Genomic DNA, 26,270 nt, shown 5'->3' with positions numbered 1-26,270 from the left:
GCATAAACTGCGAAAAGTCCCTCAATTCACCGTAGTATGTTGAGTACAGTGTTGAATAGCCAAAACTACGCTCTCTTGGATCTGTCTTCCAAAGTGGAATACGCGCTGCTGGCACTATTAGAACTGGCAAGCCACCACGGAAAAAAACTTCCTTTAACTATGAGCGAGATTGTTGCCAAGCAACCCATACCTGAGCGCTATCTGGAACAAATTTTGACCAACCTCCGGCGTGCTGGTGTGGTGCAGAGTCAACGCGGCTCTAAAGGAGGTTTCGTTTTAGTTCGGGAACCTTGGCAGATTACAATACTTGAAATTGTCACTTTGGTTGAAGGCGAGCGGAAAGAGAAAGATACCTCTAACTCTCCGACTCTAGAAAAGACTCTGGTTTATGAAGTTTGGGAGCAAGCTAACGCTGCCTCAATAGAAGTTTTGGGTCGTTATACACTCCAAGACTTGTGCGAGGAAAGAGAAACTCGCGCCCAGCAGAGTCCAATGTATTATATTTAGACACGACGGAGTACCCACATGCGGATAGCGAAAGATATCACAGAGTTAATCGGCCGAACTCCTTTAGTTCAATTAAACAAGATTCCCCAAGCGTCAGGAGCGGTTGCTCGGATTGTGGTGAAGCTAGAAAGCATGAATCCAGCATCTTCTGTGAAAGACCGGATTGGCGCGAGTATGGTGGAAGTGGCAGAAGAAGCAGGCTTGATTCACCCCGGAAAAACTGTTTTAGTAGAGCCGACTTCTGGAAATACAGGAATTGCGCTAGCGATGGTAGCAGCTGCCAAGGGCTACCATCTCATTCTAACGATGCCTGACACAATGAGCCACGAAAGAAGATCCATGCTCAAAGCTTATGGCGCTCAACTAGAGTTAACCCCAGGGGTAGAAGGGATGCGAGGAGCGATCGCTCATGCAGAACAGCTTGTAGCTAAAACCCCCAATGCTTATATGTTGCAGCAGTTCCGCAACCCTGCTAACCCGAAAGTTCACGCTGAAACCACAGCCGAAGAAATTTGGAATGATACCGATGGAGAGGTAGATATTCTCGTGGCGGGAGTGGGTACTGGTGGGACGATTACGGGAGTTTCAGAAGTTATTAAAAAACGGAAGCCGAGTTTCCAAGCGATCGCAGTTGAACCAAGCAACAGTCCGGTATTAGCAGGCGGTAAATCAGGCCCTCACAAAATTCAAGGTATCGGCGCGGGATTTGTCCCAGCAATTTACCGTTCAGAACTGGTAGATGAAGTGATTCAGGTAGCAGATGAGCAAGCGATCGCTTACAGCCGCCGCCTAGCAAAAGAAGAAGGATTGCTATCGGGGATTTCGACTGGCGCTGCTTTATACGCGGCTATTCAAGTAGCACAACGGCCAGAAAACGCAGGTCGCCTCATCGTCATGATCCAGCCTAGCTTTGGCGAACGCTACCTCAGTACCTCACTGTTCAAAGACCCAGAGGAGAATGAGTGGTTGAGTAAAGTTTGATTTCTTATAGTAAGTAAGCATTCTCAGGATAAGACTCTTAATGAGGCAACTTAGAATCGTGAATTAAACTAAGTTCCAGGATTAGGTAGGGGCGGGTTTCCTTGATACGATCGTGAACTGTTAATTAGATCGTCAAATCCGCCCTTCCTTGCAGTTTGGGGAGTTATTTAATCCTGATTCCTTAGTACAAGAAGGCAACTATACTGGGCTGGAGGCACAAAGAAGTTCGAGCCGTTCAAAACCAATAACAGTATGATAATACAGAATACACCAGAACTGGGTAGGTTAAATGGATACATGGAAGCTATGAGTTGTTGCCTACAAGGTTCCAACTATGTCATCTGGTTCAGTGCCAAGGGGATAAAGCTTGAGGATGGTGATTTAGAGCCTCAAACATTGGACAAACTAGCCATTCAAAAGACTTCTCAAGAAGCAACGCCAGATTTAGAAATGCAAAGATTAATCCAATTGGCTTATCCCGGAGCAAAGCCAGAACTGGCGACCATGTGTGAGTGTTATCATGCTTCCACAGTACTGACTACCAGAATTAATACTTTTATTGCACGCATCAACCCATCTGACGGATTCAAAAATGTTGAAAAATCCAAAAAGCGCAATCTGATTACAAGTTTTTGGCGGAATGTAAATGAGTGTATTGATTACCAGAATGCAAGAGTTTTTCAATATAATCCAGCCTTTGATGTCGATGACGAACTGTGGGATTTTATTATCTGGGGATTTACATTTTTGATAGTTAATCAAGAACAAAGGCAATGTTTATTAATACACGCTGGAGCATCTGATTAACAATAGCGATCGCCTAATCTTCTGTTGTTTTGAAATATTGCGATTGCTTCGACACACTTTCCTGCTGTTCTACTGTGTACGCACAGCCGTTAGCTGATACAGAAACAGAAATTTTTTCAAATATCAATCCTTTTGGAAATTTCCGCCACATCCGTCGTACTAGTTACATTCATTTACTAGAATTTTCGCCAATTTTATCGTTACTTTCATTATTTTTCACCAAAATCATCAAACAGACACCACTAGCAGCTAGCTTTATTGGACTTAAAGCTTCACTTTTTAATACAATAAAAACCCCTAATCCGATCAGAATAAAAGGTACAAGATTATTAATATAGTGAGTCAATACATCAGCTAGGACTCTGTTGTTAATTAATTTGTATGCAACGTAGCACCAAACTCCTAACAAGAGAAAAAATAATCCGATAATTACCAAAAAATTCTCTAAGTTGCAGCTAGCAAATAAAGGCACATAGACACTAATATTATCGCTACCATTGGCAATGGTAACAACTGCCACACTATAAGCTTGGGGAGATAAAAAGCTAGTAATTGTTGATGCTTCAGCTTCTTCTGTGGCAGCTAAAACTTCTTTTGATGAATCTTCTTCCTGATTCACTAAGCTACTGATACCTATAGACATTGGTAGTAAACCAAGTAATCCAATCCAGTTTTTTGATAAAACTAACCCACCGAATAAACCCGAAAGGCTAAGGATTAACAGAACTGTAAAACCGAGAAACTGACCAGCAACTATATGCCGGGGGCGAAAGTTAGCATTTATTTGAGAAAAAAACAACAATAGAATGACAATATCATCAATGTTAGTGGCAATGAACGCAATTGCCCCTGTAGTAATTTCAGTAACTAACTCGCTCATATTTAACAGCAGTTTTCAGGTATTTAGACTACGACTGAGATGCAGAATAGGGAGTGGGGAGTGGTGTCAATACTGTTCGCTTTGTGCATTTTTAACTTGAAATTGGGTTTGGGGAAAAGGTTAAAGGTTTTTCTTTTCCCTTTACCCCTGCCCCTTTTTCCCTTAACCGAAAGGTATTGGGAGTGGTGTAGTTCAATTACTTGAAAGGTTAATTTGGTATGGTGGTAAATCGTAGATTCTAAAAATCCAGCATGAGTCAGCTAGGGACAGCCTTCAGTGAAGGGATAATTGCCTTCATCGCCACTAACATAGATGACATCATTATCTTGTTAATATTTTTTTCACAAGTAGATGCTAATTTTCGGCGGCGGCATATCTTACTCGGTCAATATCTGGGTTTTACAGCCATTATCATCGCTAGCTTACCAGGATTTTTTGGTGGATTGGTTGTACAGCGAGAATGGATAGGATTGTTAGGACTACTACCAATAGCAATTGGTATTCAACAATTAATATCTAGAAAAGAAGAAACTATAACAGTTCAGACAGTCAGTAGTGATTTTAGAGAGCCTACACCTACTAACCCGGTATTGTCTTTTATTTTGAGTATTTTGCACCCCCAAACCTATAAAGTGGCGGCAGTAACGATCGCTAATGGTGGTGACAATATTAGTATATATATCCCTTTGTTCGCTGGTCATAACCTTGCCAGTTTGGGAGTAATTTTAGGTATATTTTTTATCATGGTAGGGGTTTGGTGTGCGATCGCTTATTTTTTAAGCCGTCAACCTACCATTGCTAATATTTTAAGTCGCTACGGTAATGCTGTTGTACCTTTTGTGTTAATTGGTTTGGGTCTATTCATTATGTATGAGCGAGGTACATTCACTCTACTACCTTGGGTCAGAAGTTAATCAATATTGGATATTGAATGCTGGATTTGGAATTGAAAATCTCAAATTGGTTACACCTGATGAACTAATTTCCAACTCACCATCATTAAAATGGCGTAAATAATAAACCGTAGTGGGCGTTGCGGAGCTACTTGGCAGATTTTAGCACCTAGTAACACCCCAGGCACAGAGCCTAACCATATAGGCAGTACCAAACTCCAATCAACTGTTCCCAGGCTGAGATGACCAAGGGCTGTAAACATCAGTAAAATTGCTGCGTGTGAAATATCTGTACCCACTAGCTTCCGTGCATCAAGGCGGAAAAACCCAATCAGCACTAGGGCAAACATTGAACCTGAAGAGACGCTAGTTAGACCAACAAAACAGCCTAAAATTGCTCCCAAAGTAATTGTTATAAATCGACCAAAGTTAGTTTCTAAGTCTAACTTTGGCAGTTCGGGTAAATTAAATTTTGGGAAAAAAGTCAATAACAACAATTGCACTAGTGCTAACACTGTGACTAGCAAAATCATCCCACCCAGCAAACGGAGCAAGATATTATCCAGGCTATACTCACCTGTATGTTTAATGAAGTGCAAAATCCCCACTCCGAACAATGAGCCTGGAACACTTCCAAAGGCTAACCATTTGACAACTTCTGTATCCAGGGTTTTTTGTTCCCAATGCTTGACGCTACCAACAACCTTCATCAATGTGGCAGCTACAACATCAGAACTCACGGCGATAGAAGGTGGAACCTGAAAAACAAAAATCAGCATTGGGGTGATGAGAGAAGCTCCACCAATTCCCGTCAAACCAACTATGATGCCAACGAAGAAGCTTAAGAATGGTAGTAATAAATAGTGCATACTCTTTGGGGGTTTGAGAAAGTCAGCTAGAACTTCACTACTAGAGAGCAATAACTCAGCCGAATCACAGCCCAGTGGTAGATAGAGCTGGTCATGGCAAGTTATTGTGTTTCTCAAAAGATGAGTGACACAAGGAAAGGTTATCCAGCTAAAAGTTAGGGCAGAGGATTACTGGACAACTTAAAACCTGTCTGGAAGTTTTTGGAAGTATGACAACTGGTATTTAGCTGAAACAGACTTTGATAACTGCTTATAGGTCAGTTGTTTGACTAAAATCAACTTCTTACTGGTTTTTTTGCGGTTTTACATACCAAAGCCGGTAAAGCGATGTACTTACCGTATTTTACTTGTAAATGCGATCAAACGTCCAGCGTATTCGCTTTGTATATCGCTATATTCTCTGGATAATAGACCGCAAGCCTAATAACTCATGGAAAATTTTGTTTTTACAACCCAGTCAAAATCCTGTTTAGCAAAGCTCAAGTCGCCAATATTGCTGCTGAAATTTCTGTTGATGCCAAAATTTATCATTACTGACAGTGGAGGTAGCATCAAAACTAATAGTATTTATGACCAGGTGAAATCTGCGTTGTCTTCACTTCAAATGCCATCGTGCAAATCTATGTATACCTTGACTTCATCGAATAAATCCTTGTTCAGAACTCGGCGTTGAAAAATACTTGACCTGCAAGCATATATCATGATAATAATAAAAAAACTGTTCGGTCGGTAATTTTCAATTTACAGTAATTTTTAGTTCAGTAAATTTACAATTCTCTACTCTAATAAATCGCTGTAATGTCCAAAGGCGAAGAAACAAAAAATAGAATTCTCCACCAAGCAGCCGAACTGTTTAACCAACAGGGATATGCAGGCTCATCGATGTCAGACATTATGCGTGTAACTGGATTACAGAAAGGAGGAATTTACAATCACTTCCAAAGCAAAGACGATCTGGCACTACAGGCTTTTGATTTTGCGATCGCTCGCATTAAGAAACATACTAGATTTGCATTACGAAGCAAATTCCATGCAGTAGAACGTCTGCAAGCAATCATTGGGGTGTTTAGTAGCTTCACAGAAAATCCACCGATCAAGGGAGGATGTCCACTGCTGAATACTGCTGTGGAAAGTGATGATGCTCATCCGGCGTTGCGAGAACGTGCTCAACAAGCGATGAACTCTTGGCTACATCTAATTTGTCGAATTATTGAAAAAGGAATTGAAAAAGGTGAAATTAGCCCTGAAGTGAGTGCTGATGAAATCGCTACCATCATAATCGCAACGCTGGAAGGAGGCATAATGATGAGCAAGCTTTATGGAGATTCAATTCATATCCATAGGGTAATTAATCACCTAAATCAATACTTGGAAGCTTCACTTGAATTGAACAGACCAAGCAGTATTAAAAAATATCAAGAGAAATAATGCTAGAAAATAATAACTTACACAGACCGTTAGAAGTAGTATTAACAATTCCAGTCAAAACATACGACATTGATTTTATGGGAATTGTGAGTAATATCGTGTATATCAGATGGCTAGAGGATTTACGTCTAAAGTTTTTAGATGAACATTGGCAACTCAATCAACAAATTGAGCAAGGATATACACCAATTATCGCTGGGACTGAAATTGAATATAAACGTCCAATAAAGATTATCGATCGAGTGATTGGACGTTTATGGCTAAGTGGTTTAGGACGCTTAAAGTGGACTGTGCAAGCTGAAATTTTATCTAACAATGAGTTAGCAGCAGTGGCTAGCCAGAAGGGTGGTTTTGTTAGTCTGCAAAATAATCGTCTTATTCCCATTCCAGAAGAATTACAAAAAAAATATTTACAGTATCAACAAGGGATTCATAAAATTCAATAATTAGGAATACTTCAATATTTTTTTTAATTTTTTACAGACTGTTCGGTTTGTTTGTATGTAAACATAGTCTAGACTATAACACCGATTCTTGATGAATACGCGAAATAACCCCCATGCCTACGGCATCTCCCCTTGCTAATAGCAGATGGGGAGGTGTCTTCTCATTCCCACTTCTTGCAAAAGTGAGTGGGGTAAAGAGTCAAGGTATGGAATTTTCCCTATTATTGCCAATATCGTAAATATACGGGAACTTCTTGTTTGGAGTTTTGGTCACTTTATGTCACTTTGAACAGCAAGGCGTTTCTGACTCCAATAGATTAGGTATAGTCCAACTCAGGCATTACAGCCTTATATGTCGTTCAATTTAACTGACCCTAACTCTTCGCTAAACTACTGTACCCATCCAAAGGTATGTACCAATGCTGTTATCCATTGTCAGCATTTCCTGAATTGTCTTTATATATACAATAATTCCACTTTGTTAGTCAGATTAACGCAGACTTAAAGCACTTTTAAATCGCTAAAATGAATGTTTGCTTATAGAACAATTTCGTCATATCGAACCAAATATTACCATAATTCTTTATATGTATGCTAAAAGTTTATGAAAGCTATATCAAACGACACTTCAAACACTTTTGCACCCAAAAACCTCTATACTAGACTAGACTTTGATAAATTTGAGAGTTTTGTTAATTGCAACACCAAAAACTATCAATTTTTAGATGAAATACTAGCGTATCTTATAGTCTATAGTTTTTAAGGTTTAGTCAAAACTATATCCAGTATCATCAAAAAACTGCAAACTTCATGTGGTGCAAAAATCAAGTGGGGAGTGAAAACATGAATTTACGTAGAGATGCATTGCAAATCCTCAAAGAAACTAGCCGAACTTTTTATATCCCAATTAGTGTTTTACCGCCAGGATTGCAAGAAGCAGTAGCATCGGCATATTTGTGTATGCGTGCCATTGATGAAATTGAAGATCATCCCGAACTGGATAACGCTACTAAAGCAAAGCTGTTAAGAACCATCAGCCTGACATTGCAGGCAGGAGTTGATGGCTTCGCAGTAGATGCTTTCTTTGCAGGATTTAGTGGGTATGAGAATTCATTAGAAGAAGTCACTTTAAGGATTAGAGAATGGTCACTGCTAGCACCAGACACCATTGCACCTCGAATTTGGGATGCCACTGCTGCAATGGCAGACCGAATGGCTTATTGGGCAGAAAAAAACTGGAAAATTTACACAGAATCTGATTTAGATAGTTATACCTTTGGAGTTGCAGGTGCAGTGGGACTGTTACTTTCTGACTTGTGGGCTTGGTATGATGGAACACAAACGAACCGTACCCAGGCGATTGGTTTTGGCCGGGGTTTACAAGCAGTTAATATCTTGCGTAACCATACTGAAGATTTGGGGCGTGGAGTAGAATTCTTTCCAGAAGGTTGGAGTGCAGAAAATATGCAAGAGTATGCCCGGCGCAATCTAGCCCTGGCAGAAGCTTATATCAAAGACCTTCCTACCGGGCCAGCCTTAGATTTTTGTCAAATCCCCTTCACCTTGGCAAACGGCACTCTTGACGCCCTTGCTAATGGTAAAGAGAAACTCAGCCGCAGTGATGTTTTTGCACTTATCGAACAGCTGATTAGTGTGAACATGAAAGCTAGCTAATAATCTCTTAACGACTTATGGAGATAATTCTAAATTGCCTCCAAATTTGGGCATCCAAAATTCTACAGCGAATTTCTGTAGGGTAGCCAGTGCGGTCTTCTCCCTTCTCTACGAGACGCTCCGCGTTCGCGTAGCGTTCCGAAGGAAAGGCGTTAACCTCTCCCAAAGGGAGACGCTACGCGTAGCTTGCTTCCACAAAGTGGTACGAGAGGCTTGTCTGCGACACGCACTCGCGTTCGCCAACGGTATGGCTTCTCTACGAGAGGCTGCGCCAATGCTTAGAGCGAGTCCGCGAGCGTCTGGGGTTTCCCCAAATTAATAACTGGCGTTGGGCACTGCCCTCCAATACCTTTTAATACCAATTCTCCCATGCAAAAACCAGATTAAAGCTGATTTTTTAAATGGGATAATAGCGCGATGAACGCCACAAACCTTGAGAGAGCGTTATTAGGAATTACGAATTGCTAGAAAATAGCATAAACAGTCTTTGCCAATGTAAGTATAATAAATAATCTTGTTTAGCGATCGCTTTAGGTAATCTCAGTTAAACTTTAGGAACTCTTCAAAGGATTTCCAGCAAAAATTACCTGGCAAGAGTTGATTAATGTCTAAATAATTGGAAGGGAGTATAACACTCCCCGTGATTATTCGTGCAGCGAGTTGAGAGTGCATGAGCTACTGCTTAAATCCTACCTGTTCCAATCCAGAAAATTTGGTATATAGCCAAAGGTGTCAGTCTTGTGGCTCGCAACTACTGTTGCGCGATCGCTATCAGACGATCAAACCATTAGGTCAGGGTGGCTTTGGAGCGACCTTCCTAGCCAACGATCAAGGCTTACCAGGAGAACCGAGTTGCGTAATCAAACAATTACGCCCATCAGGAAGCGCCCCACACGTTTTACAGATGGCCAGAGAACTCTTTGAACGAGAAGCCAAAACTCTAGGTAAGATTGGCAATCATCCCCAAGTACCAAGATTGTTAGACTATTTTGAAGATCGCGAGCAATTCTACTTAGTCCAAGAATATATCAGTGGTGACACCTTACAAGAGGAGGTCAAACTTAACGGCATCTTGAGTGAAACTGGAGTTAAGCAATTTTTGAGCGAGATTTTGCCACTGTTGCAATACATCCACGAGCAAAAGGTGATTCACCGTGATATCAAGCCAGCCAACTTAATCCGCCGCACTCAAGATGCCAGAATGGTACTCATCGATTTTGGTGCCGTCAAAAACCAAATTAGCCAAAGTGCCACAGGCCCATCAGGACAGACAGCATTAACTGCGTATGCTATTGGTACTCCTGGTTTTGCACCTCCAGAGCAAATGGCTATGCGTCCAGTCTACGCCAGTGATATTTATGCACTAGGCGTCACATGCATTTATTTACTGACTAGCAAAACTCCTAAAGATTTAGATTACAATCCCAACACTGGCGAGATGATGTGGGAGCAGCTTGTGCAAGTGAGCGATCACTTGGGCAATGTGTTACGAAAAATGTTAGAGGTGTCTGTACGTAATCGCTATCAGTCTGCGGCAGAAGTTCTCAGAGCATTGGAAATAGAACCATACTTAGATAGTTTAGCAAAGGGTTTGCTGACTAAATCTGATAATCGATCTAAAGAGCGAACACATAACCACCTGGAAAATTCTGCTGTTTTATGTAACAACCCTGCTAGTACCAACACTGGAGTAGCACAGGTAGCGGCAGCGATTCGTGCTAGACGAGCCAAGGCAGCTGAAGCCGCGGGATCGCACCAGGGTTCTGGGATGGCCAAATCAACGACTTTCAGTAGCAACAGCAATGGTTCACAAGGTCAAAATTCTAAAGCTGGGCGAAAGTTAGATACCCAAGGTTTATTAACAGCTTATCTGAAGGGAAGACGAGATTTTGCCTTACACAATTTAAATTTGCTTAATCTGCAAGGTGCTGATTTATCTCAAACAAATTTCCATTCTGCGCAATTACAAAAAACCAATCTTCAGGGAGCAAATCTTCACAATAGTGACTTTGGCAGAGCCAGCCTTACTCGAGCAAATCTTAAGGATGCTAATTTAAGCAAAGCATACTTTAACCATGCTGATTTAGAAGGAGCAGACCTGCGAGGCGCAGACCTTAGCAATGCTTATCTCAGCAATGCTAACCTCCGAGGAGCTAATTTGTGTGGTGCTAATCTCACCAGTGCCAAAATTTCTGATGAGCAGCTAGCACTAGCAAAAACAAATTGGATGACCGTGCGTCCCAATGGGAAACGAGGCCTATTATGATTTGAAAGTGTGAACTACCACAATCTATAGACGGATGGAGTTTCCTAGTTTATCGGGAATAGTCTGTTTTGTCGCCGTAGTTCTATGCGAATATTCTCCTATATTAAGTTCTATACAGATTATCCTGAAGGATAAATCCTTTTTATTGAAATCAATTATTTTCGATTAGCAGAATAGCTTCAACCTCCCTGCTTTTTAGTTCTCCATTTTTATTAACAATTTTAAAACACTTATTTTATCAGAATCACGAGGCTGAAATTTTCTGATGTCTAGGAAAATTAGCCCAGATTCTTCTCGATAAAAACTTAGATTTATTCAGAATTGACCAAATATGTATAATGTTTCGGTTGAGCCATAGCCATCACTCTTATCAATATTAAGAAATATCCAAATATCTAGCAGAAATACGTAGATGTTTGTGAATTCTTCATGAAATCTTTATAATGATCATCTGTTACAAATAACAAATGATTATTTACAATAAACAATAAAGCATCATAATAATTTTCTAAAGGTATTTACATGCTTTTTCTGGCTATAAATAACGGAGAATCTCACACCTAAAATTTCTAAAACAGCACAATCCTAAACTACTAAATTTTCAGATGGCAGCAAAAAGCAAAAAATCAATTATCCCTGATTGTCGGCTAGAGATGTATATTACAAGCGAAATCAGGTAGTATAAGGTTTACGTATAATGACTGACTTTGCACAAACGGAAATAGAACGGCGATTAACTTTATATCAAGTATTCCTCAAGTTATATGAACACCACAGCAGCCTTCTAGATGAAATTCTTCAGCTAGAAAACCTATCTCAACCGTCGTTGAGGAGAGTCAAGACGACGGGTTACGTACATGGCGTAGTGGATAGTGCTGCTGTTTATTTGATGACTAACTTGGGCGACAATCAGACTCAGAGTTTACAACAGCCACAACAAATCTGGACGATAGGTCGTAATCGCACCAGTGGTATTTGCATTGCTGACAATCATCTGTCTCGTCGCCACGCTGCTATTCAGCATATTGACGAGCAAGGCTTTTACTTAATTGATTTCAACAGTACCAATGGCTCTTTTGTGAATGGTAATCGCGCTGTGAGGCCGATTAAGCTAAAAGACGGCGATTGCATCCGTTTAGGAAATATGACTTTTGATTTTTTTGTGACTTCTACCTACCGCGTTCTGCCAACTGTGGCAATAGATTTATTGATGCAGCTTGTGCATCGAAAGAATAATCATACAGTAGACATACTTACTTATTCTCAGAATAGACAAAAATCTCTAATTGAAAAACCAGATGCTAATTTAGAGGCTTTCAGAAATTTCGGCATAGTTGAGAAGCTGGAAAATTTTAATGACAACTTCAGTTCAGAACAGAAATCAGAAATTTTAGACCGCCTGTTTACCACACAATTACCGTCTAATACCAACCAGCTAAAAAATTGGAACTTCTAGCAGTTTTCAATTGCTTCAGGTGTGCTGTTAGCGGTAACGTGATAGTTAGTCTGTTAGTCTGTGCTGAGAAGGTAAGGTTTGCTGAGGCAGACAAAATAGTGAAAGTTAAAAGGAAACTCGTCAGACAATTTTGGATTTTAGATTTTGGATTTTGGATTGGCCCTATAGATAAATCTAGGGGCTTGGGAATTTTAGATTTTAGATTTTAGATTAACTCCATAGATGAATCTAGGGGCTTGTACCATCAAGGAATGTCGGTCAAAATATATAAAAAAAATTAAGAATGTGATTAAATATCATAGCAATCATTTTGGAGTGGCGTCTCTAGCTCACAATAAAAAGAAAGCGATTCAGGGATTGAGTGAGTAAGTTATGCTCTATCCTGGCAACAGGAGGATACTCAAGGTCTACCAGCAGTAGCAACAAGAGTAGTGATAGTGATTTACTTTGGTTATGTGCCTCACCGCTACGCGTTTACGGCAAAAAAACCCCCAGTGGGTGTTAACCTACTAGGGGAGTTAGTTATCAGGGTGCATCTACCAATTAAGTGTTCTCAGGTTAGAGACCATACTCCGGATAAATTTGTACAAAGGTCAATTATTTTTTAAATAAAAAACCCCCAGTGGGTGTTAGCCTACTAGGGGAGTGAGTTATCAGGGTGCATCTACCAATAATCTTTTCTAGGGGCAGCCAGCATCTTCCGGGAAAAATGAACTAAATTAGAGTTGATGGCGATGTCTATAACGGGCTGTAACGCTCGTGCCTCTATGGAGAAGCAAGCTATGTGTAGCATCTCTGAGAGAAAAAGACTCGCTAAGATTTCTCTAAGAGAGGCATTTGCGATCGCTATTGGTAACGCAAGTAGTAGAAAAAACTCCCAGTCGGTGTTAACCTATCAGGGGAGTGAGTTATCAGGGTCAGTTATTTTTTTTAATAAAAAAACCCCCAGTAGGTGTTAGCCTACTAGGGGAGTGAGTTATCAGGGTGCATCTACCAATAATCTTTTCTAGGGGCAGCTAGCATCCTCCGGGAAAAATGAACTAAATTAGAGGCGATGTCTACGATGGGCTGTAAAACTCGTAGCCTTATGGAGAAGCAAGCTACGCGTGGCATCTCTGAGAGGAAAAGACTCGCTAACATTTTTCTACAAGACGCATTCGCGATCGCGATCGGTGATGCAACTAGAAAAAACCCCCAGTGGGTGTTAACCAACCAGGGGAGTAAGTTATCAGGGTGAATCTACCAATAATCTTTTCTAAAATAAATGGGTCGCTACCGGATAAATTAGCAGAGGTTGAAGTTGTTACTGTTTGTCGATGGAAAAAAGACCTCAGAGGGGTTAGTTATCAGGACAGACCTGCCAATTAAACGATCGGTGCGCTGCTTTACAAAATCGGTGTTTCAGGGTTAATCAATAGGACTCAATTTTCATAAAAAAACCCCCAGTGGGCGTTAGCCAACCAGGGGAGCTAGTTATCAGGGTGCATCTACCACTTAAATGTTCTAGGTTTAACCACCATGCTCCGGATAAATTTATGAGAAAATTGATTGTTATCGTGTGTCAAAAAAACCAAAGTGGATATTAACTCAATTAGAGGAGTTAAAGATCGAGGGACATCCATCTATTAATCAAGTATTCTAGGATTAAGCACTATTTTCTGGTAGAGAATATCTGCGTCAGAAGTTGCTGTTGTTTGCCAAAAACAAAAAAAACCCCCAGTGGGTGTTAGCCAACTAGGGGAGTTGAAGATCAAGGTGCATCTACCAATTAAGTGTTCTAGACCCAGGTAATCCGATCCGGATAAAGTTGTAAAGGCAGAAAAACCAAAACGACACCGAATCAGAAACATTCAGGGGCAGGATGCATCTAAATTATCAGAGAGAGCGAAAAATCGACTTGAAACTTTCGCGTTTCAAACCAGATTTAGGAGGCGGACAGGAGAAGTTGTGACCCAGGAATTCCATATTTCCGTAACCCCAGTAGGGCAAAATGACTACTTGGTGCGGACGGAACAAGTCGCGCCTGGGGTACCATTGGCAGAAGAATTGGTGACTTGGCCTATAGCTGATTGGTTGATGGCTGCTGGGCATTTGATGAATGACCCGTTGAATTCGGTGTTGCAAGGAGATCCATTTACCTCTGGTGGACATGAAAGCGATATCGCCAGAAACTCTGTAAATTTGGTGGCGTTGGGTCAACAATTTTATAACGCCCTATTTCAAGGCACTCTCAGAGATAGTTGGATTACTGCCCAAGGTATTGCTCAGAACCATCAACAGGTACTACGCTTACGCTTGGGGCTAAAAGACACTAGATTAGCTCGTTTGCCTTGGGAAGTGATGCACGCAGGCGATCGCCCTTTGGCTACTGGGCCTTATGTGGCTTTTTCTCGCTTCCAAAGTGGGATTTTAGGGGCTTCTCCTCTGCGCTCGCAAAATATGCCCACACCACAAGAACAAGGTGGTGTCAGAGTCTTGATGGTAATCGCTTCCCCCTCAGATCAAGTCCGTCTTGACTTACAGAAACAAGAAGCAATTAAACTGCAAGCGGAACTTCACCGTCAAACGTCACGACCTGGTGAAGGTCGCAATCGTTTCCCCGAAATTGAACTCACTGTATTAGACCAACCAGGACGGGAAGAACTGACGCAAGCCTTAGAACAAGGTAGATACCATGTTTTACACTACTCTGGTCATAGTAACTTAGGCGTAAATGGCGGAGAAATTTATCTTGTTAGTCGCAGAACTGGGTTAACGGAAATCTTGACTGGGGACGATTTGGCAGGTTTGCTCGTCAACAATAATATCCAAATGGCAGTGTTTAATTCCTGCTTGGGCGCTTACATAGCAGCGTCCAATCCTTCTGGAGATACTGGCGAACGAAACTTAGCGGAAAGTCTGGTGAAGCGAGGAATTAGAAGCGTTTTGGCGATGTCAGAACGGATTCCTGATGAAGTGGCGTTGACACTCACACAATTGTTTTACCGCAACTTAAGTCAGGGATATCCAGTAGATTTGTGTGTCAGTCGGGTGCGCCAAGGATTAATTTCTGCTTATGGTTCTCACCAGATGTACTGGGCATTACCGATTTTATATCTCCAGCCAGAATTTGACGGTTTTCTGAGTCAGGAAACTGAGGTAGCCACAAGTAGGGAGTCGCTGAATCAGTATAGTTCGCCTTTAGGGGTAACTTCCACGATGTACCCTGGTATACCTGATGATAGCGAGATGCCTTTAGGAATGGAAGATATGATTCCTTCTGGTTTGACGCGGGACTCTTCTGGGTTGGACTGGCTGGGTGAAGATACTTGGGGCGATTTGGTTGATGAAATTGAGTATGATGACCCAAGCTATGAAGAAGATTCTGCGATAGTTTCGGATTTGTTTCGTCAGCTAGATAACCAAAAACCTGCAACTGAACCGGATCGACAAATTCGCGAAAATAGTCTTCACCAAAGTCAAGTTTCAGAGGAAATGACTTCCTCGGAAGAGTCAGCAGATTTGTGGGGAGAAGTTCCACCACCGCCACCTGCAACTCCTGGAAACCTTGAAGAAAATTGGCAAAATTCTAATTTTTCGCAATCGCAACCACCCCCACCAAGAAATCGTACCCGTCGCCGCCAGCTGTGGCCGATTGTCGGTGTTGTGGGGATCGGTGCGATCGCCGCTGCGATCGGTTTAAATTGGTGGTGGCAAAATCGCCCCCAAGCACTGCCTAAAATACCGGAAATTCCTGCCCAGTCTTTACCTGATTCTCGACCGATTCAAAAGCAGCGGAACATCGATTTAGGAATAGAAGCGACTGGAATTGTCACCGCTACTGCTACGGAAAAATTGAGTCAGGGTGACTTGCAAGGTGGGTTATTGGCTGTAGAAGAATTACTCAATCGAGGCGCACTGGCTGCGGCTGAAACTTCTTTAAAACTAATTCCTAGTAAACAAGCTGACGATCCATCTGTAAACTTTTACAAGGGACGATTGGCGTGGCAGTCTATCCAAACTGGAGACAATAACTATAGCGTCGATGATGCCCGCCGTTACTGGGAAACTGCTGCCAAAGCTAAACCCGAATCGTTTTTATATAATAACGCTTTGGGATTTGCCTACTACACAGAAGGCAATCTGAATCGAGCCAATGATTCTTGGTTCAAGGCTTTGAATTTAGCTCTCAAAGAACAGAACACAAAATCAACATCCAGAAACACAGCAGTTCCTCAAGATGCTTTAACTTCTTATGCTGGTTTAGCTCTTGGATTGTATAAATCTGCACTTAGTCAATCTAATGGAAAGGAGACGCAATATTTGAATGAAGCGATTAAGTTGCGGCAAACGGTTCTCAAGTCCGATCCAGAAAATTTCCAGGTAGATAAATTAGCTAAAAATTGGCTGTGGACGGAGAAGGCGATTGAAGATTGGCGATCGCTCCTTCAGGAAAAAGGTGAAGAACAGTAGGGGTGTAGGGACGTTCCAATACAGTTCGGTTAAAGGGGAAAGGGGAAAGGGGAATAAAAAAACTTTAACCGCAAACCCATTCCCCTTATTCCCAAACCCTATTCTGAGTTCAAAATACTTATCCGAACCGTATTGCGGGGCGTCCCGCAGGGATGGAATATTTTTTTAACATCAGTTCGGATTAAAGATTAAAATTCGATCCATTGGACAAAAGAATAAGGGTTTCACACTGTGAAAACTAACGATTAAATCAAGGTTTCAGCTTATCTCGAACTCAGGTTTTTTTTAACTGGAAGTCCCTAATTGTTTTTGACTCAGAAGAGGAGGCGATCGCAAAATAGCAAAAGTAGATTAGTTAAAGTAATTTTAATTGCTAAATTTTTCGTGATTTAGGATATAGTTAAAAGCTAAACAAACGGCTAACTCTCGGCATGACAACAATTGTGATTATGATTTTGAGACTGATAACTATATAGTTTCAATCCCTAATAGGGATTTAGATTAATTGCAATAAAATATGGATTGTCATCAGAATAGGCGTTAGCATAGTTTCAATCCCTAATAGGGATTTAGATTAATTGCAATAATATTGGCGGCAAGGCTGCGGCTGCTGGTATGGCGTTTCAATCCCTAATAGGGATTTAGATTAATTGCAATGATATTTTGGTTTTGAAATAGATATGATTAAATTTTTGTTTCAATCCCTAATAGGGATTTAGATTAATTGCAATAGCGGGAGCCTGAAAGCCAAGCTATATTTAGTTTTCAAGGTGCGGTTGCGCGATTCTGGAGCAATCATAGCATTAGAGAATTCCTTTGGGAAGAGTGCCGGGAAAAGTTAAAGGCTGACATCCTAGTTTTTGTAAGCATTTCAGAGATTGCGCGGATGATAATTGGGTAATGAGTGGGGTGAAATGCTTGCTGGTATTGAAATAGAAGCAATTTTTTGAGGGTGTGGAATTTGTACACCTACCCATTCGCGCATTTGACATACAGAAATTCTGTGAGAAACGCGATCGCTAATAAATAATCTAATGGTGATGGGGGGCGCGATCGCTGCCTTCGGAGCCAGAAATCCCAGTCTTTAATATGCTTATAGCCTCCCACATCACACACAACAACACTTGTAATGCTAGTCTTGAGACTCCTCAGAGATAGATTCTGATTCGGTTTCAAGTTCTTCTGTTTGAACTTTGGGGGCTGGAGGTTTAACGGGTTTTGGGCCACGCGCTAGTGCAGGATTCACCGGTTGTCTGCCTTCATCCCTATATGACGATCCTTTTTTACCTTTGTCAGAGGAGCGTTGGCGCAGCCCGCCTTCGGCATTGCGGCTCGGTTTTGAGTTTTTGGGGTTGGATTCAATAGGGGTTACAGAATCCGAATTTTCGGAATTGCTGTCAGTGCTTTCTTGAGGCTGACGTTCCGATTTCTTGATTGGACGTTCTACCATTGTTGATTTTTGTAAATTTATCTGTATGGTACATCGGTTTGGTGACTATCAGACTGTTGAGTAGCATTTTTAAAGATTTGATTGTTGGAATTTCTGAGTAGCTGTGGAGAGTTATTTTGACAAAAAAGCAGCCAACAAACTTGATTAATTAACTCACTAAATCAAAATATGGGTGCGTTTAGCTATGGATAACGCACCCAACAACTATTAAACAAAATCAGGTCGTGCCTGTTGCCTTGATTTGAACTTTTCCTCTAAAACTGCCCAATTTTCTTGCTCAATTAAGTTAGTCAACTCATCAAGACTTTGACGATATTGTTGTAGCGATCGCAGCAATGCTTGACGATTATACCGTGCCATCATCACGCCCAACTCTGGATTCCCGCCACCTACACGGCTGGTATCCCGGAAGCCTGAACTAGCTAACTTTTGGGCTAATTGCAAAACATCGGGGTCAGTTTCGCTCAAACAAGCAGCAATCAACGAGGAACTGACCATTACAGGTAAATGAGAAATCCAACTCACAGCGCGATCGTGTTGTTCTGGTTGACAATAATAGATATTAGCTCCAAGCGATCGCACAATTTCTTCCACAACTGTAATTGCATTAGTTGGGGTTGTCGCTATCGGTGTTAAGACATAAGGTTTATCAACAAATAAATCTCGCTGTGCAGCTTCTATCCCACTGTCTGTTCTGCCCGCCATTGGATGACCGCCGATAAAATTATCCCAAAGGGGAGTAATATCTTTAACTATCTGTGCTTTGGCCGAACCGACATCAGTCACGATTGTAGTGACAGGCAAATGAGCGATTAACTGTTCAAATTGGGGCACAATAAGCGCTAGAGGTGTACAAATAAATACAACTTCTGCGGCTGCTAATAGGCTCAGATCGACTGATGCTTCATCAACACTGCCCAAGGTAACTGCCTTTTGACAGGTTGCTTCACGGCGACTAACTCCTAAGATATGATGTCCTTGCGATCGCAAATCAAAACCCAAAGATCCGCCTATCAGTCCCAATCCTAAAATTCCAATATTCATTTTTGATTTTGACATTCCGTTTTTTATGACTTTACCAACTATTAAAGTTGGCATCCAAGGGGTAGCATCGATGACTGTAGAGGAATTACTGGAACAATACGCAGCAGGAGTCTTAAACTTTAGTGGTGTTGACCTCCCAGAAGCCAATCTGAGTGGAGTAAAACTCAGTGGCGTAAATCTGAGCGATGCTAATTTGAGTATAGTCAACCTGAGTGGCGCGAATCTGAGTGAAGCTAACTTGAGCAATGCAAAGCTGAATGTAGCTAGACTCAGTGGTGCAAATCTATGTAGCGCTATCCTCAATAACGCCAGTCTCAACGTCGCTAATTTGATTCGAGCGGATTTAAGTCGCGCTCAACTCAGAGGAGCCTCATTAATCCGCACCGAATTAGTTCGCGCTGACCTCAGTCGCGCTGATTTGTCGGAGGCCGATCTCACCAGTGCTGATTTGCGAGAGGCGACACTCCGCCAAGCGAATCTCCGTCACGCGAACTTGAGTGAGGCTATCTTGAGAGGTGCTTCCTTAACTGGAGCCAACTTGGAGATGGCTAACTTAAACGCCAGTGACCTCAGTCGTTCTGACTTGAGCGGTGCAAATTTGCGAGATGCCGAACTCAGACAAGCCAATCTCAGCCATACTAACTTGAGTGGGGCAGATTTGAGTGGGGCGAATCTCCGGTGGGCAGATTTGAGCAGCGCAAATCTCCGGTGGGCAGATTTGAGCGGTGCAAAATTGAGCGGGGCTGATTTAATTGGCGCAGATTTAAGCAATGCCAATTTAACAAATACAAGTTTAGTCCACGCCAATTTAACTCAGGCAAAATTAATTAGGGCAGAATGGATCGGTGCTGACTTAACAGGAGCAACTTTAACGGGAGCCAAGCTTTATGCCACTTCCAGATTTGGTTTAAAAACCGAAGGCATGGTTTGCGAATGGGTCGATCTTAGCCCAAATGGCGATCGCTCCATTGTCCAAAACTTCCATTCTGAAGAGTCACGAGATTTTTTTAACGAAACACCGCCAACAATTCGGATTATTGTTGATGCAGCCCTAGAACACGAAGCCAATTTTGCGATCGCTGGTGCTTACTACCAAATTGCTCAAGAATATCGAGGGCTGAAACAACCTCCAAGCATCGAAAGTGGCCGTCGCCGGACTATTTTTACCTTTCATGTAGATAGCGACGAAGCATTATTTCCCACTGCTTACATTGTCATTCTTCCCTTTCTAGATGCAGTATCTACCCAAAAAAATATTTCCAGTATAGTGGAAATGATTAATAGTGAAGTTGTTGCAAACCAAAACTTAAAATCGCCTCATCTAGTGAAACAATTAAATACTCTTTTAGAACAAGCGATAAGTCAGGCTACAAAAATTAAACAGATGAAAAAAAATATCGAAGTAGCCGCAAAATTAAATTTTTGTAAAGCCCCAGCCCAAATAGTTTTAACCAATTCCAGTGCCCACACTTTGATTGTTTATGACCATCCCAACTTTGGCAAAAGATTTATTAATCGCTCTGTTCTCAATGCTTCAGCTTATGATATATCCAGTGATTTAACAAAAAATATATTACCTTCATTAGATATAGTGATAGATTTTGTCAAAGGGTTTCATTATATTAGTCATTAGTTATAGGGTATTGGGCTTTAGGCATTGAACTAATGACAAATTACAAATTACAAAAAACAAAATTTTGGAGGAAAAAATGAGCAATTTTTTTAATAAAATGATTGGTCGAACTCGCTATGTAGTGTTTCGCCTATTTCTGCACTTAGGGGGAGGTGAAGTAGCGCCAATTTTGGGAGTATTAAATAGTGCTGGACGGGATGCGATCGATGCCGATGGCGACTTAGAAGTTTTAGGAGAAGGATTAGTAGAAATTAGCCAAACCCTGCTGCAATATGATGAATATTGGCTTTCTGCTGCCAACGAAGGTGATGTATTTTTTGATGAGGGCGAAGCGGGGGATTACGTGAATGAATTATTTACTGACTCTGCCGAAAGATATCTCAGCGAACCAAATTACAGTTCTGACTCTGGGTTGAATGAACCTTTATCTATACCTGTAACCCGCAACGTCATTGTGATGATTACAGTAGCTTATGAAGGAGAAGTACCAGATTTGGAAACCGATCTTTCTAACGTTCAGGCGCTCAAGGAAGGATTGAAAGCATTGATAAATTTGCATTATAAACATAGATTAAAGGCAATCCAAGTGCATTTCTCACCAGCACAGTTAGGCGATGAACTCACTAGCGATCAACTGCTGCAATATTACCCAGAATTAATTCCTTTGTAGTCTGTTGGGTAGTCCGTACTTACTACTTAGATGATAAATTGTTAAGCTCAGAGATAGGACAATAATCCAATGATCATGACCATAGTACGTAAATTTACAGCCGTTTTTTTAGCTCTGAGTTTGTGTATCACAACTGTTGCTTGTGGTGGCGAGAACCAAAGTACTCCTCCAGCTAAGAACGTTAGCCAAACCTCTACTAACACCAAGTTGAGTGATGGTGAGTATCAAATACAACAAGCCACTTATGACGATGCAACTGGTGAGTACAGCTTGTTTTTACTTAACAATAATCCCCCAACCTTTGCAACTGAAAATTTGCAAATGGCACGGTTAACTGATGATGAAATCAAGCAGGGTAAAAAAACCTATCTGAAGGTAGAAAAAGGGCAACCAATTTTATATCTGACGGAAGATTTTAAAATTGAGTACGTCCACAACGTTACCGAGAATAGAACCAATCCCCAAACAGGACAACAAGAGACGGTTGTAGTCCGTCGAGAAAATAACTTCTGGGCACCATTTGCTGGGTCTGTGGCTGGTAGCTTGGCGGGACAGGCAATTGGTAGTATGTTGTTTAGACCCCAGTATTATGTACCCCCTGTCTATCAATCAGGACAAGGATTAAGTGGCTTCGGTGGATATGGCGGAAGCTATGGTCAAGCAGTTCAAAGCTACCAAACTCGATACAATACGCAACCCGCAGCCGTGAGAAATCGCACTGCGTTCCGCAATACAGGGACAATTAGAAGGTCATATCCTGGAAATTCAAATATACGCAATACACCGCGTAGCACTACAGGTAATAACCGTCCTTCTGGTTCTGGTTTTGGTGGTAGCACATTGCAACCTTCTGGTAGAGCCACTTCACCCAGACGCAATTCTGGCAGTGGTTTTGGTAGTGGGCGTAGTTCAGCACCCCGCCGCTCAACTGGTTTTGGCAGCAGACGCCGTTAATCAATTCCAAGTTTAATAAATAGACTGCCTAACAAGTAAAGGTAGTTGTGCATAAAGAAGCCGGAGGTTAACAAGTCAAACCTCCGGCTTCTCTTTATATGTATGCAATTTGTGAGGAGGAATTATTAATTATTCGGTTAAATAATATGAAATACTAAATACAAATATTGCTAACAGAACAGGAATCATTTTACTAAAGTCTATGCGCTTTTGTTGAACCATTTCTAAACAAGATATTGGAATCATCAGAGGCCAGAAGATAGTTGTCACCACAAACATCACAACCGAGAAAAATTTATCTTCTGGGTTGGAAGCAGTCTGACGTAGGGAAAATATTAACCAATTAGTTAAAAAATAGCATGTCATTAATAAGTAACCAATAGTCAAAGTCAGTTGGATCTGATTCACCGTGAGTACTCCTGAAGTTATGTAAGCTTTATTAATCATCATTCGTACAAAGTTATAACATATACATTCGGAACCTCACCCCGTATTTGCTGAGGCAAGCACTCCCCTCTTCTTAGTGAGGAGAGGCGTTGGGGTTGAGGTTAAAAGATGTACTTTATATAAACGATAACTGCTAGAGCTGTAGCTATTAAAGCAATCATTAAGTGGTCTTAAAAAATCGAATAATTTCGCGGACATGATCGAGAAATTGCCCGTCGGTGGAAAGTTGCGCGATCGCATTTCTGGCTTCTCTCCCCAAACGCTCATGTTCTGTTTGATTTGTCGCCCGTAATTCTTCTAAATTAGCCGCAATTCGAGCTAAATCTCTACGAGTTTCTTCGGCAAAACGTTGTTGAGTTGCGGGTAAGGAATAGGGTTGTTCAGGGTTGAGTTGATCTTCTAATGACTGGATTTTTTGCTCCAATATCGAGAAGCGATCGCGCAGTTCAAAAATATCTTCACGGGGATACTTCCATTCTTGGCGAATCATTGCTAACCGCGCATATAAATACTCATAAGCGCGAATCGCTGGACGCAGAATTGTTAATAACAAAGCTGCACCAGAACTTATATATCCCACCGTACTAATACCAGTGGCAGCAAGAGTATAAAGACCAACGGCTGAGAATAAGTGTAAAGCAATGGCAACCCAAAGCGATCGCTTTGCCAAAAGTGTGACATACTTCACCTGTTTCTCATCGACTGGAATTCCTTTCTCAGTTGATTGTGCTGCTTCTGCTAAGACTTCTTTGGCTTGAAAATGCACATTCCACGGTACGGTAACAATTACCAACAGCCACCAAAAACTAGCACCACCAATCACCCAATCAAGAAAGTTACCTGTAGGTATGTGCAACCATTGCAGTAAGCCAAAAGCCACCAGCACCGGAACCACAATTCCAATAATGGAACTGATGAAAAAGTTGATATACATCTTACCCTGTCTCCGATGAAACTATCACCTCGATTATGGCTAGTGGTTCTCAATTATACAAATATATTTGTGATGCTTTTTCTAGTTGCACATATCCCGATGTACGTAATTCAAACTTAAAAAATTTTTGTGTTCAGAATCTTGGTGATAGTTTTTCTAGTAGCACATATATTCACTGTACGTAATTCAAAATTTCAAAATCCTTAATATAGTTTTTCCGCAACGGCGATAAACTTAGCTTTATTTATTGAACTTTTTAAGTGTTAATTACCGATAAAAAGTTTCTCCATCCTAAAACTTCGGAACAATAGCCTGATGCAACCATTTATCAAAATTTGGCAGAGGCGGCGCACAACTTTAACCGTGATAAAAAATTTCAATTTATCAAGCAAAACTTAAATAAAAACCTCATATTCAGTATCGTTATCAACTGTCAACTAGCTATTGGTAGATTGACAGTTTTATCTTTTATAAGATATTTTGACGACTAACTATTTAAATATACTCACAAATAAAAATTAAACAGGTAAGATACCTGAGCTATTACTTGATACCTCACTTTCTATCTAAACTCTAGTAATTAACAATTTGTAAAAAATCACTATGTTAATCTTTTTTTTAAATCAAAAAATTCCTAAATTATTCACTAGATTATCAGTTGTAACAGCTAAAACTGCCTTCAGCTTAATACTATTATTCAAAATTGATTCTGCTCAAGCCTTTGCAGCTAAATTCAACATTGACCCCAGTGCAAGTTTTATTTCTTCATATACATTTAGTCCTGATAGCGTACCTTTTTCTCTAACAGACTTGGGAATTAATTCAGGGGAAACAATTAAACTGGAACGGTTTGGCAGTTTTTCACCCTTTGGCGATCCCACTAACGAATACTTTGCTTCAATGTGGGCTACTTTCAGCACAGACAATAGATTGCTACCAAGTAGCGGAATATATAATGGCGCAACGACTGATAGAGTTCCTGGGGCTATTAATGCAATTCTTCCCAACGGTTGTCTTCCATCTCAGTGTTTAGACAATAGTATTTTTTATATATCACGTGGAGATTTTAATGGTGCTATTGTGCAAGTTCCCATTGATGCAAAATTTATATTTATTGGTGCTGCCGACAGTTCATTTGATGATAATGTAGACTCGAATAAAGACTTTGCTGTAGGTATCAATTCTATATCTACTGCTAGTGTTCCTGAACCCAATTTTATGTCAGGTTTACTAGCATTTGGTGTTTACGTTACTGGTTTGCAATTCTTACGTAAACGAAAACAAGCACTGTGATAATACAGTTTTACTCAACTAAATAGCTACGCCAAATTGATTGAGTATTTTTACTATCTTTTTCTGGAAGCAGCAATCGCCAAGTTTTACCTTCTTGCTGAATTTGTAGATAAACATCAAAGGGTTTTTTGGGTTGCGTTAAGCGTCGTTTTGGCAACTTAACAATCAAATCGTAGGTTCCCAGAACGTGAAAAGCTGGTAAATTGTCAATCGTCAGGGGTTGTTCTTGGGTAATTGATAGCCGCTTGATTTCAAATCCTTGAAAATCTAAATCCAACTGTTGGCTAAGTTTTTGTTGAGTTTGTTCTAGCCCAAGTGCGATCGCTTTTTGCACTAACTCGCTAGTTGGTAGCAGTCCAATACTGCCACAAGCTGTCACTAGCACCAGCAATATTGCTGTCAAAACTAACCGCACCATGTTATTCCTGAGATTCCCCTTATCAGCGATAGTATAACTGTAGATTCTCTCAATTCTCTCATCTATCATGCCAAAACAGTCTATAGGTCTTGATAACCAACTCTACAATTATCTTTTATCCGTTTCGCTGCGAGAACCAGAAATTCTTGAAAAGTTGCGCCAAGAAACCGCCAATCATCCCCGGAGTGGAATGCAGATTTCACCAGAACAAGGGCAGTTTATGAGCCTTCTGGTACAGTTAATTGGAGCGAAGAAAACCCTAGAAGTTGGAGTGTTTACGGGTTATAGCTCACTTTCTGTAGCTTTGGCACTACCGGCTGATGGGAAAATTATTGCTTGTGATGTGAGTGAAGAATTTACTGCGATCGCTCGGCGGTATTGGCAAGAAGCTGGGGTTGCTGATAAAATCGATCTCCGATTAGCACCAGCTTTGGAAACTTTAGATCGGTTATTAGCAACTGGGCAAGCCGAAACTTTTGATTTTGCCTTTATTGATGCTGATAAAGAAAATTATGATGGATATTATGAGCGATCGCTGCAATTAGTGCGTCCAGGTGGATTGATTGCGATCGATAATGTTTTATGGTCTGGACAAGTAGCTGATGAGCAAAATCAAGATGAAAGCACCCAAGCAATCCGAGCGCTCAACGAAAAGTTACATCATGACGAGCGAGTTACCCTCTCCCTTGTCCCCATCGCCGATGGACTTACTTTAGCAATCAAGCGACCTTAATACAGCAAGGGCGCACAACTAACTGTGCGCCCTTA

The 26,270-nt window shown here is 41.0% G+C and carries 22 protein-coding genes and 1 pseudogene; 16 read left to right on the top strand and 7 right to left on the bottom strand.

The features are described from left to right. The first annotated feature begins 36 nt into the window (after positions 1-36). From V7K45_RS09660 to V7K45_RS09650, 3 genes are all read left to right on the top strand, one after another. Complete coding sequence (locus V7K45_RS09660) at positions 37-507, top strand: RrF2 family transcriptional regulator (protein ID WP_334875083.1); 471 nt, start codon at positions 37-39, stop codon at positions 505-507. 18 nt (positions 508-525) lie between these two features. Beyond that, the gene (cysK, locus tag V7K45_RS09655; protein ID WP_335002726.1) at positions 526-1,488 is read left to right on the top strand and encodes a cysteine synthase A; all 963 of its coding nucleotides are present in this window, start codon (positions 526-528) and stop codon (positions 1,486-1,488) included. Positions 1,489-1,740: 252 nt separating this feature from the next. Next, a complete protein-coding gene (locus V7K45_RS09650; protein ID WP_335002724.1) occupies positions 1,741-2,295 on the top strand; it encodes a hypothetical protein in 555 nt (184 codons plus the stop codon). A 169-nt stretch (positions 2,296-2,464) separates the two neighbouring features. Here V7K45_RS09650 and V7K45_RS09645 read toward each other — a convergent pair whose 3' ends face one another. Then, positions 2,465-3,175 (bottom strand): cadmium resistance transporter, encoded by a 711-nt coding sequence (locus V7K45_RS09645; RefSeq protein WP_335002722.1) that lies wholly within the window; start codon positions 3,173-3,175, stop codon positions 2,465-2,467. 251 nt (positions 3,176-3,426) lie between these two features. On the opposite strand from V7K45_RS09645, the gene V7K45_RS09640 reads away from it, so the two are divergent. Continuing rightward, positions 3,427-4,089 (top strand): cadmium resistance transporter, encoded by a 663-nt coding sequence (locus V7K45_RS09640; RefSeq protein ID WP_335002720.1) that lies wholly within the window; start codon positions 3,427-3,429, stop codon positions 4,087-4,089. A gap of 50 nt (positions 4,090-4,139) precedes the next feature. Here V7K45_RS09640 and V7K45_RS09635 read toward each other — a convergent pair whose 3' ends face one another. Then, positions 4,140-4,937, bottom strand: coding sequence for a sulfite exporter TauE/SafE family protein (locus V7K45_RS09635; RefSeq protein WP_335002814.1), 798 nt, complete (start codon positions 4,935-4,937; stop codon positions 4,140-4,142). 423 nt (positions 4,938-5,360) lie between these two features. On the opposite strand from V7K45_RS09635, the pseudogene V7K45_RS09630 reads away from it, so the two are divergent. From V7K45_RS09630 to hetF, 7 genes and pseudogenes are all read left to right on the top strand, one after another. Continuing rightward, positions 5,361-5,532 (top strand): annotated as a pseudogene (locus V7K45_RS09630) (NADH-dependent alcohol dehydrogenase); the annotation flags it as partial. 203 nt (positions 5,533-5,735) lie between these two features. Further along, complete coding sequence (locus tag V7K45_RS09625; protein ID WP_335002718.1) at positions 5,736-6,365, top strand: TetR/AcrR family transcriptional regulator; 630 nt, start codon at positions 5,736-5,738, stop codon at positions 6,363-6,365. Then, the gene (locus V7K45_RS09620) at positions 6,365-6,811 is read left to right on the top strand and encodes an acyl-CoA thioesterase (protein ID WP_335002716.1); all 447 of its coding nucleotides are present in this window, start codon (positions 6,365-6,367) and stop codon (positions 6,809-6,811) included. The genes V7K45_RS09625 and V7K45_RS09620 overlap by 1 nt, the downstream gene beginning before the upstream one ends. An 843-nt stretch (positions 6,812-7,654) precedes the next feature. Next, positions 7,655-8,485: a phytoene/squalene synthase family protein gene (locus V7K45_RS09615; RefSeq protein ID WP_335002714.1), complete on the top strand. Its 831-nt coding sequence runs from the start codon at positions 7,655-7,657 to the stop codon at positions 8,483-8,485. Positions 8,486-9,155: 670 nt separating this feature from the next. Further along, complete coding sequence (locus tag V7K45_RS09610) at positions 9,156-10,751, top strand: serine/threonine-protein kinase (protein ID WP_335002711.1); 1,596 nt, start codon at positions 9,156-9,158, stop codon at positions 10,749-10,751. A gap of 697 nt (positions 10,752-11,448) precedes the next feature. Continuing rightward, entirely contained in the window at positions 11,449-12,207 is a 759-nt protein-coding gene (locus V7K45_RS09605) for an FHA domain-containing protein (RefSeq protein WP_335002709.1), read from the top strand. Positions 12,208-14,154: 1,947 nt separating this feature from the next. Next, positions 14,155-16,659: a cell division protein HetF gene (gene hetF, locus V7K45_RS09600; protein WP_335002707.1), complete on the top strand. Its 2,505-nt coding sequence runs from the start codon at positions 14,155-14,157 to the stop codon at positions 16,657-16,659. Positions 16,660-17,791: 1,132 nt separating this feature from the next. Here hetF and V7K45_RS09595 read toward each other — a convergent pair. Beyond that, positions 17,792-18,109: a hypothetical protein gene (locus tag V7K45_RS09595; protein ID WP_335002705.1), complete on the bottom strand. Its 318-nt coding sequence runs from the start codon at positions 18,107-18,109 to the stop codon at positions 17,792-17,794. A gap of 207 nt (positions 18,110-18,316) precedes the next feature. Next, entirely contained in the window at positions 18,317-19,153 is an 837-nt protein-coding gene (locus V7K45_RS09590; protein WP_335002703.1) for a prephenate/arogenate dehydrogenase, read from the bottom strand. Positions 19,154-19,223: 70 nt separating this feature from the next. Here V7K45_RS09590 and V7K45_RS09585 point away from each other — a divergent pair, with 70 nt between their 5' ends. The 3 genes from V7K45_RS09585 to V7K45_RS09575 all read left to right on the top strand — a co-directional run bounded on the left by V7K45_RS09585 (position 19,224) and on the right by V7K45_RS09575 (position 22,410). Beyond that, a complete protein-coding gene (locus V7K45_RS09585) occupies positions 19,224-20,786 on the top strand; it encodes a pentapeptide repeat-containing protein (RefSeq protein ID WP_335002812.1) in 1,563 nt (520 codons plus the stop codon). A 76-nt stretch (positions 20,787-20,862) separates the two neighbouring features. Then, positions 20,863-21,456: a DUF1517 domain-containing protein gene (locus V7K45_RS09580; RefSeq protein WP_335002701.1), complete on the top strand. Its 594-nt coding sequence runs from the start codon at positions 20,863-20,865 to the stop codon at positions 21,454-21,456. A 69-nt stretch (positions 21,457-21,525) separates the two neighbouring features. After that, positions 21,526-22,410, top strand: a complete 885-nt coding sequence (locus V7K45_RS09575) for a hypothetical protein (protein ID WP_335002699.1) — start codon at positions 21,526-21,528, stop codon at positions 22,408-22,410. A gap of 129 nt (positions 22,411-22,539) precedes the next feature. Here the strand turns inward: V7K45_RS09575 and V7K45_RS09570 are convergent, their stop codons facing one another. Continuing rightward, positions 22,540-22,818, bottom strand: a complete 279-nt coding sequence (locus tag V7K45_RS09570; RefSeq protein WP_335002697.1) for a hypothetical protein — start codon at positions 22,816-22,818, stop codon at positions 22,540-22,542. A 199-nt stretch (positions 22,819-23,017) separates the two neighbouring features. Further along, positions 23,018-23,791, bottom strand: coding sequence for a hypothetical protein (locus V7K45_RS09565; protein ID WP_335002695.1), 774 nt, complete (start codon positions 23,789-23,791; stop codon positions 23,018-23,020). 603 nt (positions 23,792-24,394) lie between these two features. On the opposite strand from V7K45_RS09565, the gene V7K45_RS09560 reads away from it, so the two are divergent. Then, positions 24,395-25,084, top strand: a complete 690-nt coding sequence (locus V7K45_RS09560) for a hypothetical protein (protein ID WP_335002693.1) — start codon at positions 24,395-24,397, stop codon at positions 25,082-25,084. Between the two features lie 10 nt (positions 25,085-25,094). Here the strand turns inward: V7K45_RS09560 and V7K45_RS09555 are convergent, their stop codons facing one another. Further along, entirely contained in the window at positions 25,095-25,502 is a 408-nt protein-coding gene (locus tag V7K45_RS09555) for a hypothetical protein (RefSeq protein ID WP_335002691.1), read from the bottom strand. Between the two features lie 67 nt (positions 25,503-25,569). On the opposite strand from V7K45_RS09555, the gene V7K45_RS09550 reads away from it, so the two are divergent. Beyond that, positions 25,570-26,235 (top strand): class I SAM-dependent methyltransferase, encoded by a 666-nt coding sequence (locus tag V7K45_RS09550; protein WP_335002689.1) that lies wholly within the window; start codon positions 25,570-25,572, stop codon positions 26,233-26,235. Positions 26,236-26,270: the final 35 nt, after the last annotated feature.

Source organism: Nostoc sp. (genome assembly GCF_036917375.1).
Taxonomy (GTDB): Bacteria; Cyanobacteriota; Cyanobacteriia; order Cyanobacteriales; family Nostocaceae; genus Nostoc.
The sequence above is the reverse complement of the archived record's forward strand: the minus strand, read 5'-3'. Positions and strand labels throughout refer to the sequence as shown.

Excerpts from the sequence above, each read along its gene's own strand:
- V7K45_RS09660 (WP_334875083.1), top strand. The coding sequence starts at position 37 with ATGTTGAGTACAGTGTTGAATAGCCAAAACTACGCTCTCTTGGATCTG.
- cysK (WP_335002726.1), top strand. The coding sequence starts at position 526 with ATGCGGATAGCGAAAGATATCACAGAGTTAATCGGCCGAACTCCTTTA.
- V7K45_RS09650 (WP_335002724.1), top strand. The coding sequence starts at position 1,741 with ATGATAATACAGAATACACCAGAACTGGGTAGGTTAAATGGATACATG.
- V7K45_RS09645 (WP_335002722.1), bottom strand. The coding sequence starts at position 3,175 with ATGAGCGAGTTAGTTACTGAAATTACTACAGGGGCAATTGCGTTCATT.
- V7K45_RS09640 (WP_335002720.1), top strand. The coding sequence starts at position 3,427 with ATGAGTCAGCTAGGGACAGCCTTCAGTGAAGGGATAATTGCCTTCATC.
- V7K45_RS09635 (WP_335002814.1), bottom strand. The coding sequence starts at position 4,937 with ATGCACTATTTATTACTACCATTCTTAAGCTTCTTCGTTGGCATCATA.
- V7K45_RS09625 (WP_335002718.1), top strand. The coding sequence starts at position 5,736 with ATGTCCAAAGGCGAAGAAACAAAAAATAGAATTCTCCACCAAGCAGCC.
- V7K45_RS09620 (WP_335002716.1), top strand. The coding sequence starts at position 6,365 with ATGCTAGAAAATAATAACTTACACAGACCGTTAGAAGTAGTATTAACA.
- V7K45_RS09615 (WP_335002714.1), top strand. The coding sequence starts at position 7,655 with ATGAATTTACGTAGAGATGCATTGCAAATCCTCAAAGAAACTAGCCGA.
- V7K45_RS09610 (WP_335002711.1), top strand. The coding sequence starts at position 9,156 with ATGAGCTACTGCTTAAATCCTACCTGTTCCAATCCAGAAAATTTGGTA.
- V7K45_RS09605 (WP_335002709.1), top strand. The coding sequence starts at position 11,449 with ATGACTGACTTTGCACAAACGGAAATAGAACGGCGATTAACTTTATAT.
- V7K45_RS09595 (WP_335002705.1), bottom strand. The coding sequence starts at position 18,109 with ATGGTAGAACGTCCAATCAAGAAATCGGAACGTCAGCCTCAAGAAAGC.
- V7K45_RS09590 (WP_335002703.1), bottom strand. The coding sequence starts at position 19,153 with ATGAATATTGGAATTTTAGGATTGGGACTGATAGGCGGATCTTTGGGT.
- V7K45_RS09585 (WP_335002812.1), top strand. The coding sequence starts at position 19,224 with ATGACTGTAGAGGAATTACTGGAACAATACGCAGCAGGAGTCTTAAAC.
- V7K45_RS09580 (WP_335002701.1), top strand. The coding sequence starts at position 20,863 with ATGAGCAATTTTTTTAATAAAATGATTGGTCGAACTCGCTATGTAGTG.
- V7K45_RS09575 (WP_335002699.1), top strand. The coding sequence starts at position 21,526 with ATGATCATGACCATAGTACGTAAATTTACAGCCGTTTTTTTAGCTCTG.
- V7K45_RS09565 (WP_335002695.1), bottom strand. The coding sequence starts at position 23,791 with ATGTATATCAACTTTTTCATCAGTTCCATTATTGGAATTGTGGTTCCG.
- V7K45_RS09560 (WP_335002693.1), top strand. The coding sequence starts at position 24,395 with ATGTTAATCTTTTTTTTAAATCAAAAAATTCCTAAATTATTCACTAGA.
- V7K45_RS09555 (WP_335002691.1), bottom strand. The coding sequence starts at position 25,502 with ATGGTGCGGTTAGTTTTGACAGCAATATTGCTGGTGCTAGTGACAGCT.
- V7K45_RS09550 (WP_335002689.1), top strand. The coding sequence starts at position 25,570 with ATGCCAAAACAGTCTATAGGTCTTGATAACCAACTCTACAATTATCTT.